Genomic DNA, 14,720 nt, shown 5'->3' with positions numbered 1-14,720 from the left:
GGGTAGTGGCGGTCACTCCGACGTGAACGTAACGGACCGCTCGAGTTCGCGCGCGGTCTCGAGTAATTCGGCGGTCGTCTCGTCGTCGCGCCCGGACAGCGTCACGTGACCCAGCTTTCGCAGCGGTCGCGCCTCCCGCTTACCGTACCAGTGGAGGGCCGCACCCGGCGTCTCGAGAATCCGATCCGCGTGGTGCAACGTCGCAGACTGGGACTCCTCGACGTCACCGAGCAGGTTCACCGACACCGTCGGCGACCGGAGATCGGTCGAGGCGAGCGGCCACCCTAGAACGGCCCGCGCGTGCTGTTCGAACTGTGAACTCTGTGCGCCCTCGATGGTCCAGTGGCCGGAGTTGTGCGGGCGCGGGGCGATTTCGTTGAGCAAGATTTCGCCGTCGCTCGTTTCGAACAATTCGATGCCGTAGACGCCGCGCCCCTTCATCACGTCGAGGACATCCGAGGCGACCCCGCGGGCTCGTTCTGCAACCGCGTCGGAGGAGCCCGCCGGCACGATCGTCTCCCGCAGAATCTCGTCCTCGTGGACGTTCTCGCCGATCGGAAACGTCGCGATTTCGTGGTCGTCGCGAGGGTCATCCTCGCGATTCGCCGAGTTCCGTTCGGCGGCTCCCTTGACCGCGATGATCGAAATCTCGCGCTCGAACTCGACGAAGGCTTCGACCATTGCGGGGCCGGCGACGGAGTCGAGTGCGGCCTCGGCGTCCGCTTTGGACTCGACGGGAACGTTCCCGCGGCCGTCGTAGCCGCCGGTTCGCGCCTTGAGCATGACCGGCGCGCCGTAGTCGTCGATCGCCGCGCGAATGTCCGCGGGGTCGTCGACTGCTCGAAACGGCGGGACGGGAACGCCCGCGTCCTCGAGTTCGCGTTTCTGGACGAGTTTGTCGTGGATCGTCTCGAGCGTCGCCGGCTCGGGGTGGACCGGCGTGCCGGAGTCCTCGCTGACGCGCTCGAGGACGTCCTGGTCGGCGAGTTCGATTTCGAAGGTGAGCACGTCGGCGCGAGCGGCGAGTTCGCGAATGCCGGCTTCGTCGTCGAAGTCCGCGACGATCTGGTCGCGAGCGACCGGTGCGGCCGGACAGTCGGGCGTCGGATCGAGGACGACGACCTCGACGCCGAGCGGTGCTGCCGCCTCCGCGAGCATGCGCCCGAGTTGGCCGCCGCCGACGACGCCGATCGTTGGTCCTGGCGTCTGTAACGTCGTCATTGGGCGGGCATTGACGGTGACCCCGCTTAAGAATTGGCAATCGGTGAGCGAACGAACTGTACCGGCTGGCCGGGAGATAATAGTCACCGAGTATCCCGAAGGTGAAAACAATTTGCCATTAGCATCGTAGTACACGGTCGCGAACGAACCCGTGCTGGTTCGATAGTTCGACGGAACTCGGTCGGCCGCCCGCGACGGTCGAAACCGCATTTGACGGTCGCCGGTCTGATCACTACACCCGGTGCGGTCCAGGCCCCCGCTCTCGTCCTCCTCCCGGTCAGCCCCGGAAGCAACCTCATCACGCTCGCGATGCTAGAAGGAACCAAACTCCGGGAATTCCCGCTCGCCGAACTCGTGGCGCTGCTCGTCACCGGCGTCGGCTGCCTCGTCGGCGGCTACTCGTCTCTCTGTCTCTGGTCGAGCGAACTCGCGACCGCGGCGCGATGGACCACTACTGAGCGATCCCGAACTCGGCGGTTCTCGGGATTGCGAGTTCGCGAATCCGCGAGTCGAACGCGCGCTTGCTGAGTTATTTCTCGTTGACGCTGAGGACCTTGCCGGCCGCGATGGTCTGGCCCATGTCGCGGATGGCGAAGCTCCCGAGTTCGGGGATTTCGCTGGACGGTTCGATGCTGAGGGGCTTCTGGGGTCGGATGGTGACCACGGCGGCGTCGCCCGACTGAATGAAGTCGGGGTTTTCCTCGGCGACTTCGCCGCTCGAGGAGTCGATCTTCTGATCGATGGATTCGATCGTGCAGGCGACCTGTGCCGTGTGAGCGTGGAAGACCGGCGTGTAGCCGGCCGTAATCACGGACGGGTGTTGCATGACGACGATCTGGGCCTGGAAGGTTTCGGCGACGCTCGGCGGATCGTCGGCCGGGCCGCAGACGTCGCCGCGGCGGATGTCGTCCTTGCCGATGCCGCGGACGTTGAACCCGACGTTGTCACCGGGTTCGGCCTTCGGCACTTCCTCGTGGTGCATCTCGATCGTCTTTACTTCGCCGCCCACGTCGCTGGGCTGGAAGGAGACGGTGTCGCCGGTGTTCATGACGCCGGTTTCGATGCGGCCGACCGGGACGGTCCCGATACCCGAAATCGTGTAGACGTCCTGAATCGGCAGTCGAAGCGGTGCATCCGTCGGCGGCTCCGGCTCCGGCAATGTGTTGAGCGCCTCGAGAACGGTTTCGCCCTCGTACCACGGCGTGTTATCGGAGACGTCCGAGACGTTGTCACCTTCGAACGCCGAGACGGGAATGAACGAGGCGTCTGCGGTGTTGAACTGCACCTGATTGAGCAGTTGGGTAACCTCCTCGACGACCTCGTCGTAGGTGGACTCCTCGTAGTCGACGACGTCCATCTTGTTGACGGCGACGATGAGTTCGTCGATACCGAGGGTGCGAGCCAGGAAGACGTGCTCCTGTGTCTGGGGCGCGACGCCGTCGTCGGCAGCGACGACGAGAACGGCGTGGTCCGCCTGGGACGCGCCCGTGATCATGTTCTTGACGAAGTCGCGGTGGCCCGGCGTGTCGACGATTGTAAAGTCGTACTCGTCCGTCGAGAACTCCTGGTGGGCGATGTCGATGGTGACGCCGCGTTCGCGCTCCTCGGCGAGATTGTCCATCACGTAGGCGAACTCGAAGCCGCCCTTGCCCTTCTCTTCGGCTTCTTCGCGGTGCTGTTCGATGACGTGCTCGGGGATGCTCCCCGTCTCGTAGAGGAGTCGCCCGACGAGCGTACTCTTTCCGTGGTCGACGTGGCCGATAATGGCCAGATTCTGGTGTTGACTTGCACTCATGGTGGTGGGTGTGCCGCTAGCGGGATCTACTCGATATGTACTCCTAAACCCTTGTGCGGTATTTGCTGGACAGTACAGAAACGCTATATATGGGTCCGGTACCGGCGATAATGGGACCGGTCCGCTTTCCCGGCAAGCCAGCCGACGCCGTCGGTTTCCGACTCGCGGATACATTCGGCGAGAACGGTACCTCTTTTACGCCCGCTCACCTCGGCTCGCGTATGACCGCGCTCGGACTGGTGATCGCGGAGTTCAATCGACCGATCACCGAGCAGATGGAGCACGAAGCCGCGGAGGCAGCCCAGGCCGCGGGAGCCGAGGTGCACGACATCGTCCACGTCCCCGGGGTGTACGACGCCCCGCTGGCCGCCGACCGCCTCGCGCGACTCGAGGCCGTCGACGCCGTGGCCGTCATCGGAACCGTCATCACCGGCGACACCGACCACGATCAGGTCATCTCCGACGCGACCGCCCAGCGGCTCGCAGACGTGAGCCTCGAGCGTGACACCCCCGTCACGCTCGGCGTCACCGGCCCCGGCATGTCCGCGGCCGAGTCCCGCGAGCGCATCGAAAACGCTGCGAAAGCGGTCGACAGCGCGCTCGATCTCGTCGACGAACTCCCCGATCCCGAGTCACCGTCGCGTACCGCCGATTAAAACGACCACGACGCATCCCGAAATCGAACCCAGTTCCAGCAATGACCATGGAATTCACCGACCGCCTGACCCGAGTCGAACCGTCCGCAACCCTCGCCATCTCCGCGCTCGCCACCGAACTCGAGCAAGAGGGCGCAGACGTCGTCGATCTATCCGTCGGCGAACCCGACTTCCCGACGCCGCGGAACATCGTCGACGCCGGCCAGGACGCGATGGACGCCGGCCACACCGGCTACACGACCTCCGCCGGCATCCTCGAACTCCGCGAGGCCATCTCGGCCAAACTCGCCGCTGACGGCCTCGACCACGGCCCCGAAGAGATCATCGTCACCCCCGGCGCGAAGCAGGCGCTCTACGAGATCGTCCAGGCCCTGATTCAGGACGGCGACGAGGTCGCGCTGCTCGACCCCGCCTGGGTCTCCTACGAGGCGATGGTCAAGATGGCCGGCGGCGACCTCACCCGCGTCGACCTCTCCGATTCCGACTTCCAGCTCGAACCCGCCCTCGACGACCTCGCGGCCGCCGTCTCCGACGAAACCGAGCTGCTCATCGTGAACTCGCCGTCGAACCCGACCGGCGCGGTCTACACGGACGCCGCACTCGAGGGCGTCCGCGACCTCGCCGTCGAGCACGACATCACCGTCATCTCCGACGAGATCTACAAGGAGATCACCTACGGCGTCGAACCCACCAGTCTGGGAACGTTCGACGGCATGGCCGACCGCACCATCACCGTCAACGGCTTCTCGAAGGCCTACTCCATGACCGGCTGGCGGCTCGGCTACTTCGCCGGCCCCGAGGACCTGATCGACCAGGCCGGCAAACTCCACAGCCACTCCGTGTCGTCGGCCGTCAACTTCGTCCAACACGCCGGCGTCGAAGCCCTCGAAAACACCGACGACGCCGTCACCCAGATGGTCGACGCCTTCGGCCAGCGACGTGAACTCGTCATCGACTTGCTCGACGAATACGACGTCGACGTTGCGGTTCCGGACGGCGCGTTCTACATGATGCTCCCCGTCGCCGACGACGATCAGGCCTGGTGCGAGGGAGCGCTCGAGGACGCCCACGTCGCAACGGTTCCCGGCAGCGCGTTCGGAACGCCCGGCTACGCCCGCATCTCGTACGCGGCGAGCGAAGAACGACTCGAGGAAGGGATCGAACGCCTCGCCGAAGAAGACTATCTCTAACCCGCCGGACGGGACTACCGCCGTTTTCGCACGAGTTCGGTCGACTGCCAGCGGGAAGCTAATTCGGACGAGTCGTTAAGCGCAGCCTGAACCGGATCGGCGGCGAGCCGTTTAGGTGATGTGCGCTCAGGATCCGAACAGCTATGTCGAGTGTGTGCGTACTAGTACCATGATGTCGAGAGCCACGAGCACGCCGCTCGACGACATCGAGTTCCTCGCGCGGTCGGAACATCGCGTGGCCGTGCTCGATGCGCTGGCCGACCGGCCCCGGAGTCGAGTTGCCCTTCGAAGGGAGACGGGGGCGTCGTCGTCCACGATCGGGCGGGCGCTGCGGGCGTTCGAAGAGCGCAACTGGATCAGGCGGACCGGCAAGCGGTACGAAACGACGCAGTTGGGCGCGTTCGTCGCGGCGGGGCTGCGGGAGTTGATCGACCGGCTCGAAACCGAGCGGAAGCTTCGCGATACCTGGGAGTGGCTTCCGAACGAGGAAAGCGGGTTCACCGTCGAGATGGCGGCCGACGCGGTCGTGACGGTTGCTTCGGTCGATGCGCCGTACCGGCCGGTGAACCGATTCGCATCCCTGTTCGAGGAGACGGACGAGTTTCGGTTCGTCGGGTTCGATATCGCCCTGCTCGAACCCTGTAAGGACGAGCTTCGAGAGCGAGTTCTCGAGGGGATGCGGACGGAAATCATCGACCCGCCGAGCGTCGCCCGCTACATTCTCGCGACCTACGGAGAGCACTGTGCCGGGCCGCTCGAAAGCGGGAATCTCACGGTCCGCGTACACGACGACCTGCCGCCCTACGGAATCAGTCTCTTCGACGATCGCGTCGCCGTTAGCTGCGCCGACCGACGGAGCGGCGCGGTGCAACTGTTGCTCGATACCGACGCGCCGACGACGCGCGAATGGGCGGAATCGGCGTTCGAGCGCTGCCGACACGAGTCGCGACCGCTCACGCTCGAATCGGTAAGCGAGTGACGTGTGACGGCTCGTAGCCGATGGACGGTTGCAGCAACTGCACGCGAGTCAGGGCGTGCATACCACCCACTCGGTGCCTACATGCGAGTTCACGGCGTAGCCTCTCGCGGAGACTGTACTATGGCCATCGAACACTCCGACGAAGAGACGAAAACAGCGCTACAGGTGGCGTGTGACACCGAAGTTTCGGGCTGTGTCTTCCTCATGCGGACCGAGGAGGAGGACAAAGACCGACTGGTAGAAATCACGCGCGATCACGTTCGCGAACGACACGGAAAGGAGTACACCCGCGACGAAATCGAAGCGGAACACGTTACCGAAGTCGAGGTCTGACCGACGGCGACTCGGAACTCCTCCCTTTTGGGATGCCAGCGTCCCGAGTTCCCCGAGCATCGGGAGCAGCGTGCATCTCGGTCAATCGCTCTGCTTAACTGTGCTATCACCGTAGAACGACGCGGTGAATCCGATCGAGAAGTACCAAACGGTAGTCGTCATCGCGGCTATCGCCGGTGGGATTCTTCTCGGCCAAATCAGCGGAATCCCGGCCGTTGCCGAACAACTGATCCTTCCGTTTCTTCTCGTGATGCTTCTCGGGGCCTTCCTCCAGATCCCCCTGACACGGCTCCGAAAGGCGTTTAGCAATCGTCGCGTCGTCGGGTTGAGCCTGGTAGTCAACTTCGTCTGGAATCCGCTATTCGCGGTCGGCCTCGGATTCGTCTTCTTGCGCGGCCATCCTGCGCTCTGGGTCGGACTCATCATGCTGATGGTCACGCCGTGTACCGACTGGTATCTCATCTTCACCGATATAGCGCGAGGAGACGTTTCGCTCGCAACATCGTTGCTCCCCTACAACCTCGTCCTGCAACTGGTGCTGTTACCGGTGTACCTCTACGCGTTCGCCGGGGAGCTGGTCGTACTCCCGCTTGGTACCCTCGTTGAAAGCGTCCTCCTCGTTCTCGTTATTCCGCTCGTGCTTGCCGCCGTTGGTCGAGCGACGCTTCCGAGAGTGACGGGTAATTCGTACTTCGAGGAAACGCTTCTTCCCGCACTCGGACCGGCACAGATCCTCTTTCTCGCGCTCGCAATCGCCGCGATGTTCGCCTCGCAAGGGGCTGTTATTCTCGAAAATCCGGGACTTTTGCTCTTGCTGGCGATTCCGGTGGTCGTATTTTACGTCGTCAACTTCGTCCTCGGACTGGGGATCGGCCGACTCGCCGATTTCAGCTATCGAGAAGTCGCGTGCTTCAACTGTACGATTCTCTCACGAAATTCGCCGACGGCGCTCGCCATCGCAGTTGTCGCGTTCCCCAACGAACCCCTTATTCCGCTGGCGCTGGTGATCGGCCCGCTGCTTGAACTCCCGCTGTTGAGCGTCGCTTCGCAACTCCTGTTGCAACTGCGAGAGCGAGACGTCTGGGAGACGGCGACATCGCCGTCGAGCGGCGATTGAGCGGACGAATCCGTATTGACGCCGGTATAAGCCGTTGAAATAGTCTGTCGAAACAGTATGGGAGAGCCGATAATCGATATATCGTACTAGTTACCGCTTATCACGCTGCTCGACCTTTTCAGGCCAATAACTCACGTTACACGGTCGCGTGGACTTTACCGGTTTCTGGATTCCATCGAAGAAAGTCATCAGAACGGTAGGTTCGGCGGAACGAGAAACGATTTACCACGGCACGGTTTACACTCGGTGTGCAAGTCACCATAATCGATTACGGGGTCGGGAACCTCCGAAGCCTCCAGCGGGGGCTGGAACGGGCGGATGCGACGGTGGCAATCTCTGATAATCCATCAGAGATTGCGTCGGCGGAGGCACTCGTTCTCCCTGGTGTCGGTGCGTTCGAGGAATGCGTTCGTAACTCGAAGCCCTTCCACGACGTCCTCGTCGAGGCCGCAGAGGATACGCCTATTCTCGGTATCTGTGTCGGCCTGCAACTCATGTTCACGGAGAGTACCGAGGGCGCACCTGACGGCGAAACCATCGATGGCCTCGACCTCATACCGGGACTCGTCGAACGCCTGCCGAACGACGAAGTGAAGGTTCCGCACATGGGCTGGAACACACTCACCGTCGAGCGAGACTATCCGCTCGTGGACGGTATCGAAGACGGGGAATACGCTTACTTCGTCCACTCGTACGGTTCGGAAGTCGCCAGTCACACGGTTGCCTCGTGTGACTACGGGTTCGACTTTGCTGCTATCGCTGCAAACGAACAGGGGAACGTAATGGGGACGCAGTTCCACCCGGAGAAGAGCGGTGAGCTGGGTCTTCGCGTTCTTCAGAACTTCGTGACCTACGCGCGAACGTTTCACGATGAACAACTCACCGTCGAGTAACGCTCACGGATCTGACCGAACCCACCGAGTTGATTTGGCGGTTCGCCACCCCGAATGTTGGATCATCGAAGTCGCGTCCGAAGTCGATGTAGGGGTTCTCGGACGTGGCGTGTACCACACTGACGATCGGCGGGCAAACAGTCACGTCACATTGTTCGTGACCAGTCTACCGAACTCGACGAGGGGGTTGAGGTCGCTCGTGCATCGGGACACACGTTCTCCGTTGCCGAAATAGCGGGAGGAAATGAGCACGTCGCTCCTATCGCCCCAGGAAAAGCGAAACGGGAGTTGCTAGTCGAACACGACCCGACCAAGCAGGTTAGCGACGCCTTGACAGCCAGAGGGTTCGTCTATGGTGCGCCAGTGGACATCCGCAAGGGTGTCGAGCACTGGACGTTACTAACCCACAACGACAGACACGAAATCGAAATCGCGCTAGACGAAGTTCGTGATTTGGAAGCCGCGAAAATCGAACTCATCGGTATATCGGAAGTGGATACCCGCGTTGGTGGAGGGGAGTTCCCACTTTACAACCTCTCACCGCGTCAGCGTGAAGTGTTCCAGCTAGCACGACGCCGTGGTTACTACGCACATCCGAAAGAGGCGACAGCGAGCGATCTCGCCGCGGAACTGGATGTGACGACTTCGACTATCCATGAACATCTCCACAAGGCCGAGCAGAAACTGTTGGATCTGTCCTGACTCGCACCACCTGCTGTGTCAGGCTCCCGTCTTATTCTACTACCGACAAACGGCTCTCCGTGAGCAAGTTCAGAAACGGGGGATTGTTCCTCCTGCTTTCGATTCTCTGGGGTACCGCATTCATGGTCATCAAAGCAGGGCTGGAGTTCGTTCCTCCAGTTCTCTTCGCAGCCTTTCGGTACGATATTGCAGGCGTCGTGATGCTCGGCTATGCGGCCTCCGTATCTGACCACTGGAAGCCGAAAACTCGGAGTGATTGGACGAGCGTTCTCGTCGGTGCGACGCTCATTATCGGGCTCTATAATGCGTTTCTCTTCGTCGGACAGCAAGGCGTGACGAGTGCCGTGGCAGCCATTCTGGTTGCTATGAATCCAATCTTGGCCACTGGTTTTGCACGAGTGTTCCTGCCGAGTGAGCGACTGACTCTCGTCGGGAGTCTGGGTCTCCTGTTCGGATTCATCGGTGTTGGCTTGGTCGCTCGTCCTGATCCATCGAACCTGCTCAGTGGCGGTTTGATTTTTCCGGGATTCGTGCTGCTCGCTGCGGTCTGTGTTGCACTCGGGAGTGTACTCACTCAACGTGTCGAGAGTGATATTTCGACCGAGGGAATGGTCGCCTGGTCGAACGCAATGGGTGCCGTCCTATTGCACGGGATCAGTACCAGTCTGCCATCGGAGTCAGTGACGGATGTCGAACTGACGACGGGGGCGATTCTCGCTGTCGTGTATCTCGCGGTGTTTGCCAATGCGGTTGGCTACTTCATCTATTTCGATTTACTCGATCAGGTCGGTGCAATCGAAATCAATCTCGTCTCGTATGTCGCCCCAGTCTTCGCAGCGGTGTCCGGATGGGTCGTTCTGAACGAGTCTCTCGATATCGTCTCCATTATCGGCTTTATCGTGATTTTTGTCGGATTCGTCCTGTTAAAACGCGAAGCAATAAGTAGTGAGACCGACTCGATTCAGCTCCGAAATCCATCCGAATAGAATCGATCCACACTGTTTTTCGACGCACGGCATACTGATTGAAGCGTAACCAGACCTTAGTGTGTGTTACCGGGACTCGCGCTGCTCAACTTTGTTCAGTTCGATCAATAACCGAAAGATCGCCTTCACCAGATTCGCGTCGACGTCGAACTGCTCTGCGTTCTGCCCCGCTCGTTCCATTACCTGTTCCTCCTGCTTCTCGTCGGTCGTCGGCAGGTCCTTCTCGTCTTTGACCGCTGCAATCGTATCCGCGACGTAGGTTCGCTGCGCGATCAGTTCGACGATCTCCTGATCGATCGTCTCGATCTCCTCGCGGAGTTCTTCGAGATCCATCTCGTCCGGTGTTCGGTCCTCGATCCCCGTTGCCGTCTCGTCTCCGTTCGAAGCTGAATCTTGCGTCATGGTGTTTGAATACGTGTCCCGTCGGTGCGGGTCTGCAGTAATCGTGTCGTTCCCTCGCGCTCGTCCCACCGCTCTCGAACGTCGGCCAGCGTGTCGCGGTCGCCGACGGCGACGTAGCTGGGTCCGGTTCCGGACAACGATACTCCGGTTACGTCCGGCAGCGCGTCGATCATCGGTCCCGTCGGGAACTCGAGCGCGCCACAGAAGGCGAAGCCGTTGACCGTCATCGCCTCGCCGTAGCGGCCATCGAGTGCGAGTTCTTCGACGAGTTCAGCCATCGACGCGACGCGCTCGCAGGCGGCGATGTCGGCGTCGGCGCTGTAGGCTTGTGCCGGCGGCGTATAGATCACCGCGTGCCAGTCGGGTTCGTCGCGGGCGAGCAGTTCGTCGCTCGTGTTGTCGGTGATCGTCACGCCGCCGAGCATGCTCGCGCTGGCGTCGTCGAACGCGCCGGTCGCGGTGACGCCGGCGTCGCGAGCGGCGCGGACGCCGAGTCGACAGGCGTCGATGCGATCGACGGCGTCGCTGACTGCCAGTGCATCGAGCGTCGCGAGAACGGTGGCGTTGGCCGCCGCGCTCGAACTCTTCAGCCCGCCGGCCATCGGCACGTCGCTTTCGGTGTGAACGCGAGCGCCGACGGTGGACTCGTCGAGGCCGGCCGACGCGGCGAACTCCGCGAGGGTCAGGTCGACGCAGCGTTCGATGAGCGTCGTGTCCGCGTCCGGGTGGCCGTCGACTCGGCCGATGATTTCGTCACCGTCGGTAAGTTCGACCGTCGCGGTCGTCTCGAGGTCGATCGCGAAGGCCGAACCGATTCCTGTTGCAAGGGCGTTGAGGACCGTTCCGGCTGCGGGTGCGACGGCGCGGCCATCCATACGAGAAGACTCACAGAGTGCGTATTTACGGCTGGCGGTTCTGACAAGTCTTCTCTGGGATGGGGATCGAAACTGAGCGGCGACCGCCGAGAACGCACCGCTTTTCCCGACTCCGACCGAATGATTGCGCAATGAGCGCACGCAATAACGTCGCTCCGAGTACGATCACCGTCAATCTCGTCGAGGGCGGGGTCGTCGTCCAGTACCTCGACGGTCGGGAGGTCTTCTACCACGGGCCGCCCGAACCCGTCACGGGATCGATCAAGACCCCGCCGGGGAAGGACGTTCACGTCCTCGTCACCGACCCCGACGGCGTCGAGGGCGTCATGACCTACGTCAACGACCGGGACACCCACGACGACATTCTGGAGACGACCGGCGTCGGTCGCGTGATTCTCAGCGGTGACGACGAAGAAGTGCTGTATCCGGGCGTGTCCGTCTCGACGGACGCCTACTCGATCCGCGTCGAGGCCGACCTCTCACTGGTCGACGGGCGGGTGTTCGTCTTCGCCGAGGACGAACTGAGCGAACACGCCTACGAGCTCGTTCCCGCTGCCGACGAATCCGCTGCCGACGAGTCAGACGACACTCCTGAACAGCATCGTGAGGACTCCACCGCGTAACATGCCGCTGCAAAAAGCCTGGACGACGCTCGACCGGGAGGCAGTCGCAAGCGCGCCGGATCGGCCCGGTGTCTACGAACTCGGCGACGACTCCGGCACGGTGCTGTCGGTCGGCCACGGTGTCTTGCGCGACGAGTTGAAGACGGCGCTTGCCTACGGCGACGGCGACCGCGTCCGCTGGACCGAGACGCACACGCTCGATCGCGCAGGTGAACTCGCTGCGTCTCATCGTGAACGGCTCGAGTAGGCCGCCTGCGGGTTGATCGGCTGCCGACTCATCGAGACCGTCGCGGGTACAGGACGTTATTGAATGTAGCTCGGATCAGCTCCGTCACACCGTTTTTCGTGCGCCGTTGCATCGGACTCCTCGTCGAAGAGCAGCCCGCAGGTTTCACACTCGTACCAGGTGGCGTCGTCCCGCTCGGTCTGGACCACCATATCGAGAGTTGGCCACGAATACCCAAAGGCATTGCTCCAGCACACTGAGACGTGTCGCTGGTGTGGCAGGGGAGACAAAGACCGTTTCCTCCCAGCGGGGCCTCTCGCGAGGCGGGAGTGACGTGGGTAATTCTCAAGGCGACGCGGCCGAAAGAACCGAGTATGAGTGGGTCGGATTCCGACGGCATCTCGCTGTCGGTACAAGCAGCCGAGAAGCGCGACGCGGGCCGAGGTGTCGCCCGAATCCCTGAGCTTGCTCGCCGGCAGCTGGGCGTTCTCAGCGGCGATACGATCGTCATCGAAGGCGAGGGTGACAGCGGAAAGACGACCGTCGCAAAGATGTGGCCCGCGGACGCGTCGATTCCGGAACACGCGATTCAGATCGACGGCGACACCCGTGCCAATGCCGGCGTTCACGTCGGCGATACGGTCACCATTCGAACGAAGGACACGTCCTCGATCCGCGACGCTGAGCGCGTGACACTAACGCCGCCGCCGACGCTGTCGGACAGCCAGCAGCAAGTCGCCGAACACGAGGCGGCCAAGACGCTGCGAAACCGACCGGTGCGTGCCGGAGAACAGATCAGAATCGAAGGCATCGGCCAGGAACCGTTTTCCGTCGTCGACACGACCCCCGGCGGTGACGTTCGAATCACGAGTTCAACGACGGTCCGCGTCACGGGCCCGGCGGGGAGTGGAGCCGGCTCCGGTACCAGTAGCAGCACCGACTCGAGTACAGCGGCCGAGAGTGACAACGAGAGCACGGGCACTGGTACAGCTGGCGGTACAGCCGGCGGCTCGTCGTCGCCAGCCACTGGCGAGCAGTCGCCAGACGGTACAGCCAGTTCCGGCATCACCTACGAAGATATCGGCGGCCTGGACGACGAACTCGAACTCGTGCGGGAGATGATCGAACTCCCGCTGTCGGAGCCGGAGCTGTTCCAGCGGCTCGGGGTCGAACCGCCCTCCGGCGTGTTGCTGTACGGCCCGCCCGGGACCGGGAAGACGCTGATCGCCCGGGCGGTCGCGAACGAGGTTGACGCCCATTTCGTGACGATTTCGGGACCGGAGATCATGTCGAAGTACAAGGGCGAATCCGAAGAGCAGCTGCGCCAGACCTTCGAACAGGCGCGTGAGGACGCCCCGACGATCATCTTCTTCGACGAAATCGACTCGATCGCGGGGACGAGAGACGACGACGGCGACGCCGAAAACCGGATCGTCGGCCAGTTGCTGACGCTGATGGACGGCCTCGACGCACGCGGTGAAGTGATCGTCATCGGCGCGACGAACCGCGTCGACAGCATCGATCCCGCACTCCGTCGCGGCGGCCGGTTCGACCGCGAAATTCAAATCGGTGTTCCCGACGAGACGGGACGCAGGGAGATTCTCGAGGTCCACACCCGCGGGATGCCGCTCGCGGACGACGTCGACGTGGACGCCCTCGCGCGTCGGACGCACGGCTTCGTCGGGGCGGACCTGGACGGCGTCGCAAGCGAGGCCGCGATGGCGGCGATCCGGGACCGGCCGGCCGAGACGGACGACCGCGAGGCGTGGAACCGGAACCCGACGGTACAAAAACGCCACTTCGACGAGGCGCTTGCCTCCGTCGAGCCCTCGGCGATGCGCGAGTACGTCGCCGAGTCACCCGACACGGACTTCACCGACGTCGGCGGGCTCGAGGACGCAAAGCAGACGCTTCGGGAATCCGTCGAGTGGCCGCTGACCTACGACCGCCTCTTCGAGGCGACGAACACCCAGCCGCCCTCGGGCGTCCTGCTCTACGGCCCACCGGGCACCGGCAAGACGCTGCTCGCCCGTGCGCTGGCCGGCGAAACCGAGGTAAACTTCGTCCGCGTCGACGGCCCGGAAATCGTCGACCGCTACGTCGGCGAGAGCGAGAAGGCCATCCGCAAGGTGTTCGAACGCGCCCGCCAGGCCGCTCCTTCCATCGTCTTCTTCGACGAAATCGACGCCATCACCGCCGCTCGCGGCGAGGGACACGAAGTCACGGAACGCGTCGTCTCGCAACTGCTGACCGAACTTGACGGGATGCGCGAAAATCCGAACCTGGTCGTCCTCGCGGCGACCAACCGCAAGGACCAGATCGATCCCGCCCTCCTCCGCCCCGGCCGCCTCGACACCCACGTCTACGTCGGCGACCCCGACCGCGAGGCCCGCGAGAAGATTCTCGAGGTCCACACCCGCGGCAAACCCCTCGGCGACGACGTGGCCCTCGACGAACTGGCGGCTGAACTCGAGGGCTACACCGGCGCGGATCTCGAAGCGCTCGTCAGGGACGCCTCGATGAAGGCGATCCGCGAGGTTGCAGACGAGTTCAGTCCGGGCGAAGCGAACGAGCGGGCCGACGAGGTCGTCGTCGAGCGCCGGCATCTCGAGGCGGCGCGGGAGAACGTCGATACGCCGTAGCGGCGGTTCGTGTGGCGTGCTGTCGAGCGCTGTCGCGTGCCGGGAAACCGGTTTCGGGCTACGGGTTACGCAAGAGGAGT

17 protein-coding genes are annotated in these 14,720 nt (G+C 62.9%); 12 read left to right on the top strand and 5 right to left on the bottom strand.

Features of this window, described 5'->3' with window-relative positions:
- Positions 1-12: 12 nt before the first annotated feature.
- On the bottom strand, positions 13-1,221 hold the full coding sequence (locus C481_RS11890; protein WP_006109468.1) for a 5-(carboxyamino)imidazole ribonucleotide synthase: 1,209 nt from the start codon (positions 1,219-1,221) through the stop codon (positions 13-15).
- 210 nt (positions 1,222-1,431) lie between these two features.
- Between C481_RS11890 and C481_RS11885 the strand changes: the two genes are divergently transcribed.
- Entirely contained in the window at positions 1,432-1,749 is a 318-nt protein-coding gene (locus C481_RS11885; RefSeq protein WP_006109466.1) for a hypothetical protein, read from the top strand.
- 1 nt (position 1,750) lies between these two features.
- Here C481_RS11885 and tuf read toward each other — a convergent pair whose 3' ends face one another.
- Positions 1,751-3,016 carry a translation elongation factor EF-1 subunit alpha gene (gene tuf / locus C481_RS11880; RefSeq protein WP_006109465.1) on the bottom strand — a complete coding sequence of 422 codons (1,266 nt, stop codon included), beginning with the start codon at positions 3,014-3,016 and terminating at the stop codon, positions 1,751-1,753.
- Between the two features lie 221 nt (positions 3,017-3,237).
- On the opposite strand from tuf, the gene ribH reads away from it, so the two are divergent.
- From ribH to C481_RS11840, 8 genes are all read left to right on the top strand, one after another.
- Entirely contained in the window at positions 3,238-3,672 is a 435-nt protein-coding gene (gene ribH, locus C481_RS11875; RefSeq protein ID WP_049904642.1) for a 6,7-dimethyl-8-ribityllumazine synthase, read from the top strand.
- A 41-nt stretch (positions 3,673-3,713) separates the two neighbouring features.
- Positions 3,714-4,862: a pyridoxal phosphate-dependent aminotransferase gene (locus C481_RS11870; RefSeq protein WP_006109462.1), complete on the top strand. Its 1,149-nt coding sequence runs from the start codon at positions 3,714-3,716 to the stop codon at positions 4,860-4,862.
- Positions 4,863-5,031: 169 nt separating this feature from the next.
- Positions 5,032-5,841, top strand: coding sequence for a helix-turn-helix transcriptional regulator (locus C481_RS11865; RefSeq protein ID WP_006109461.1), 810 nt, complete (start codon positions 5,032-5,034; stop codon positions 5,839-5,841).
- Positions 5,842-5,961: 120 nt separating this feature from the next.
- Positions 5,962-6,174 (top strand): hypothetical protein, encoded by a 213-nt coding sequence (locus C481_RS11860; protein ID WP_006109460.1) that lies wholly within the window; start codon positions 5,962-5,964, stop codon positions 6,172-6,174.
- A gap of 124 nt (positions 6,175-6,298) precedes the next feature.
- Complete coding sequence (locus C481_RS11855; RefSeq protein WP_006109459.1) at positions 6,299-7,291, top strand: arsenic resistance protein; 993 nt, start codon at positions 6,299-6,301, stop codon at positions 7,289-7,291.
- A gap of 248 nt (positions 7,292-7,539) precedes the next feature.
- Entirely contained in the window at positions 7,540-8,184 is a 645-nt protein-coding gene (hisH, locus tag C481_RS11850) for an imidazole glycerol phosphate synthase subunit HisH (RefSeq protein ID WP_006109458.1), read from the top strand.
- 363 nt (positions 8,185-8,547) lie between these two features.
- Positions 8,548-8,886, top strand: a complete 339-nt coding sequence (locus C481_RS21960; protein ID WP_161605633.1) for a helix-turn-helix domain-containing protein — start codon at positions 8,548-8,550, stop codon at positions 8,884-8,886.
- Between the two features lie 59 nt (positions 8,887-8,945).
- A complete protein-coding gene (locus C481_RS11840) occupies positions 8,946-9,872 on the top strand; it encodes a DMT family transporter (protein ID WP_049904621.1) in 927 nt (308 codons plus the stop codon).
- A gap of 66 nt (positions 9,873-9,938) precedes the next feature.
- Here the strand turns inward: C481_RS11840 and C481_RS11835 are convergent, their stop codons facing one another.
- Together C481_RS11835 and C481_RS11830 are read right to left on the bottom strand one after the other, a co-directional pair.
- Positions 9,939-10,274, bottom strand: coding sequence for a chorismate mutase (locus C481_RS11835; protein ID WP_006109455.1), 336 nt, complete (start codon positions 10,272-10,274; stop codon positions 9,939-9,941).
- Complete coding sequence (locus tag C481_RS11830) at positions 10,271-11,149, bottom strand: shikimate kinase (RefSeq protein WP_006109453.1); 879 nt, start codon at positions 11,147-11,149, stop codon at positions 10,271-10,273. Before C481_RS11830 ends, C481_RS11835 begins: the two co-directional genes overlap by 4 nt.
- Before the next feature lie 131 nt (positions 11,150-11,280).
- Here C481_RS11830 and C481_RS11825 point away from each other — a divergent pair, with 131 nt between their 5' ends.
- Together C481_RS11825 and C481_RS11820 are read left to right on the top strand one after the other, a co-directional pair.
- On the top strand, positions 11,281-11,772 hold the full coding sequence (locus C481_RS11825; protein ID WP_006109451.1) for a DUF5796 family protein: 492 nt from the start codon (positions 11,281-11,283) through the stop codon (positions 11,770-11,772).
- A gap of 1 nt (position 11,773) precedes the next feature.
- Positions 11,774-12,019 (top strand): DUF7508 domain-containing protein, encoded by a 246-nt coding sequence (locus C481_RS11820; RefSeq protein WP_006109450.1) that lies wholly within the window; start codon positions 11,774-11,776, stop codon positions 12,017-12,019.
- Positions 12,020-12,075: 56 nt separating this feature from the next.
- On the opposite strand, the gene C481_RS22955 is transcribed toward C481_RS11820, so the two are convergent.
- On the bottom strand, positions 12,076-12,210 hold the full coding sequence (locus tag C481_RS22955) for a DUF7128 family protein (RefSeq protein WP_006109449.1): 135 nt from the start codon (positions 12,208-12,210) through the stop codon (positions 12,076-12,078).
- Between the two features lie 162 nt (positions 12,211-12,372).
- Between C481_RS22955 and C481_RS11810 the strand changes: the two genes are divergently transcribed.
- Positions 12,373-14,640, top strand: a complete 2,268-nt coding sequence (locus tag C481_RS11810; RefSeq protein WP_006109448.1) for an AAA family ATPase — start codon at positions 12,373-12,375, stop codon at positions 14,638-14,640.
- Positions 14,641-14,720 lie beyond the last annotated feature (80 nt).

It is taken from the genome of Natrialba asiatica DSM 12278, assembly GCF_000337555.1.
In the GTDB taxonomy this organism is placed as follows: Archaea; Halobacteriota; Halobacteria; order Halobacteriales; family Natrialbaceae; genus Natrialba; species Natrialba asiatica.
This window is presented reverse-complemented; position numbering and strand designations above follow the sequence as displayed.

Bases quoted from the DNA above. Each gene is read 5' to 3' on its own strand.
- C481_RS11890 (WP_006109468.1), bottom strand. From the start codon at position 1,221: ATGACGACGTTACAGACGCCAGGACCAACGATCGGCGTCGTCGGCGGC.
- tuf (WP_006109465.1), bottom strand. From the start codon at position 3,016: ATGAGTGCAAGTCAACACCAGAATCTGGCCATTATCGGCCACGTCGAC.
- ribH (WP_049904642.1), top strand. From the start codon at position 3,238: ATGACCGCGCTCGGACTGGTGATCGCGGAGTTCAATCGACCGATCACC.
- C481_RS11870 (WP_006109462.1), top strand. From the start codon at position 3,714: ATGACCATGGAATTCACCGACCGCCTGACCCGAGTCGAACCGTCCGCA.
- C481_RS11865 (WP_006109461.1), top strand. From the start codon at position 5,032: ATGATGTCGAGAGCCACGAGCACGCCGCTCGACGACATCGAGTTCCTC.
- C481_RS11860 (WP_006109460.1), top strand. From the start codon at position 5,962: ATGGCCATCGAACACTCCGACGAAGAGACGAAAACAGCGCTACAGGTG.
- C481_RS11835 (WP_006109455.1), bottom strand. From the start codon at position 10,274: ATGACGCAAGATTCAGCTTCGAACGGAGACGAGACGGCAACGGGGATC.
- C481_RS11830 (WP_006109453.1), bottom strand. From the start codon at position 11,149: ATGGATGGCCGCGCCGTCGCACCCGCAGCCGGAACGGTCCTCAACGCC.
- C481_RS11825 (WP_006109451.1), top strand. From the start codon at position 11,281: ATGAGCGCACGCAATAACGTCGCTCCGAGTACGATCACCGTCAATCTC.
- C481_RS11820 (WP_006109450.1), top strand. From the start codon at position 11,774: ATGCCGCTGCAAAAAGCCTGGACGACGCTCGACCGGGAGGCAGTCGCA.
- C481_RS22955 (WP_006109449.1), bottom strand. From the start codon at position 12,210: ATGGTGGTCCAGACCGAGCGGGACGACGCCACCTGGTACGAGTGTGAA.
- C481_RS11810 (WP_006109448.1), top strand. From the start codon at position 12,373: ATGAGTGGGTCGGATTCCGACGGCATCTCGCTGTCGGTACAAGCAGCC.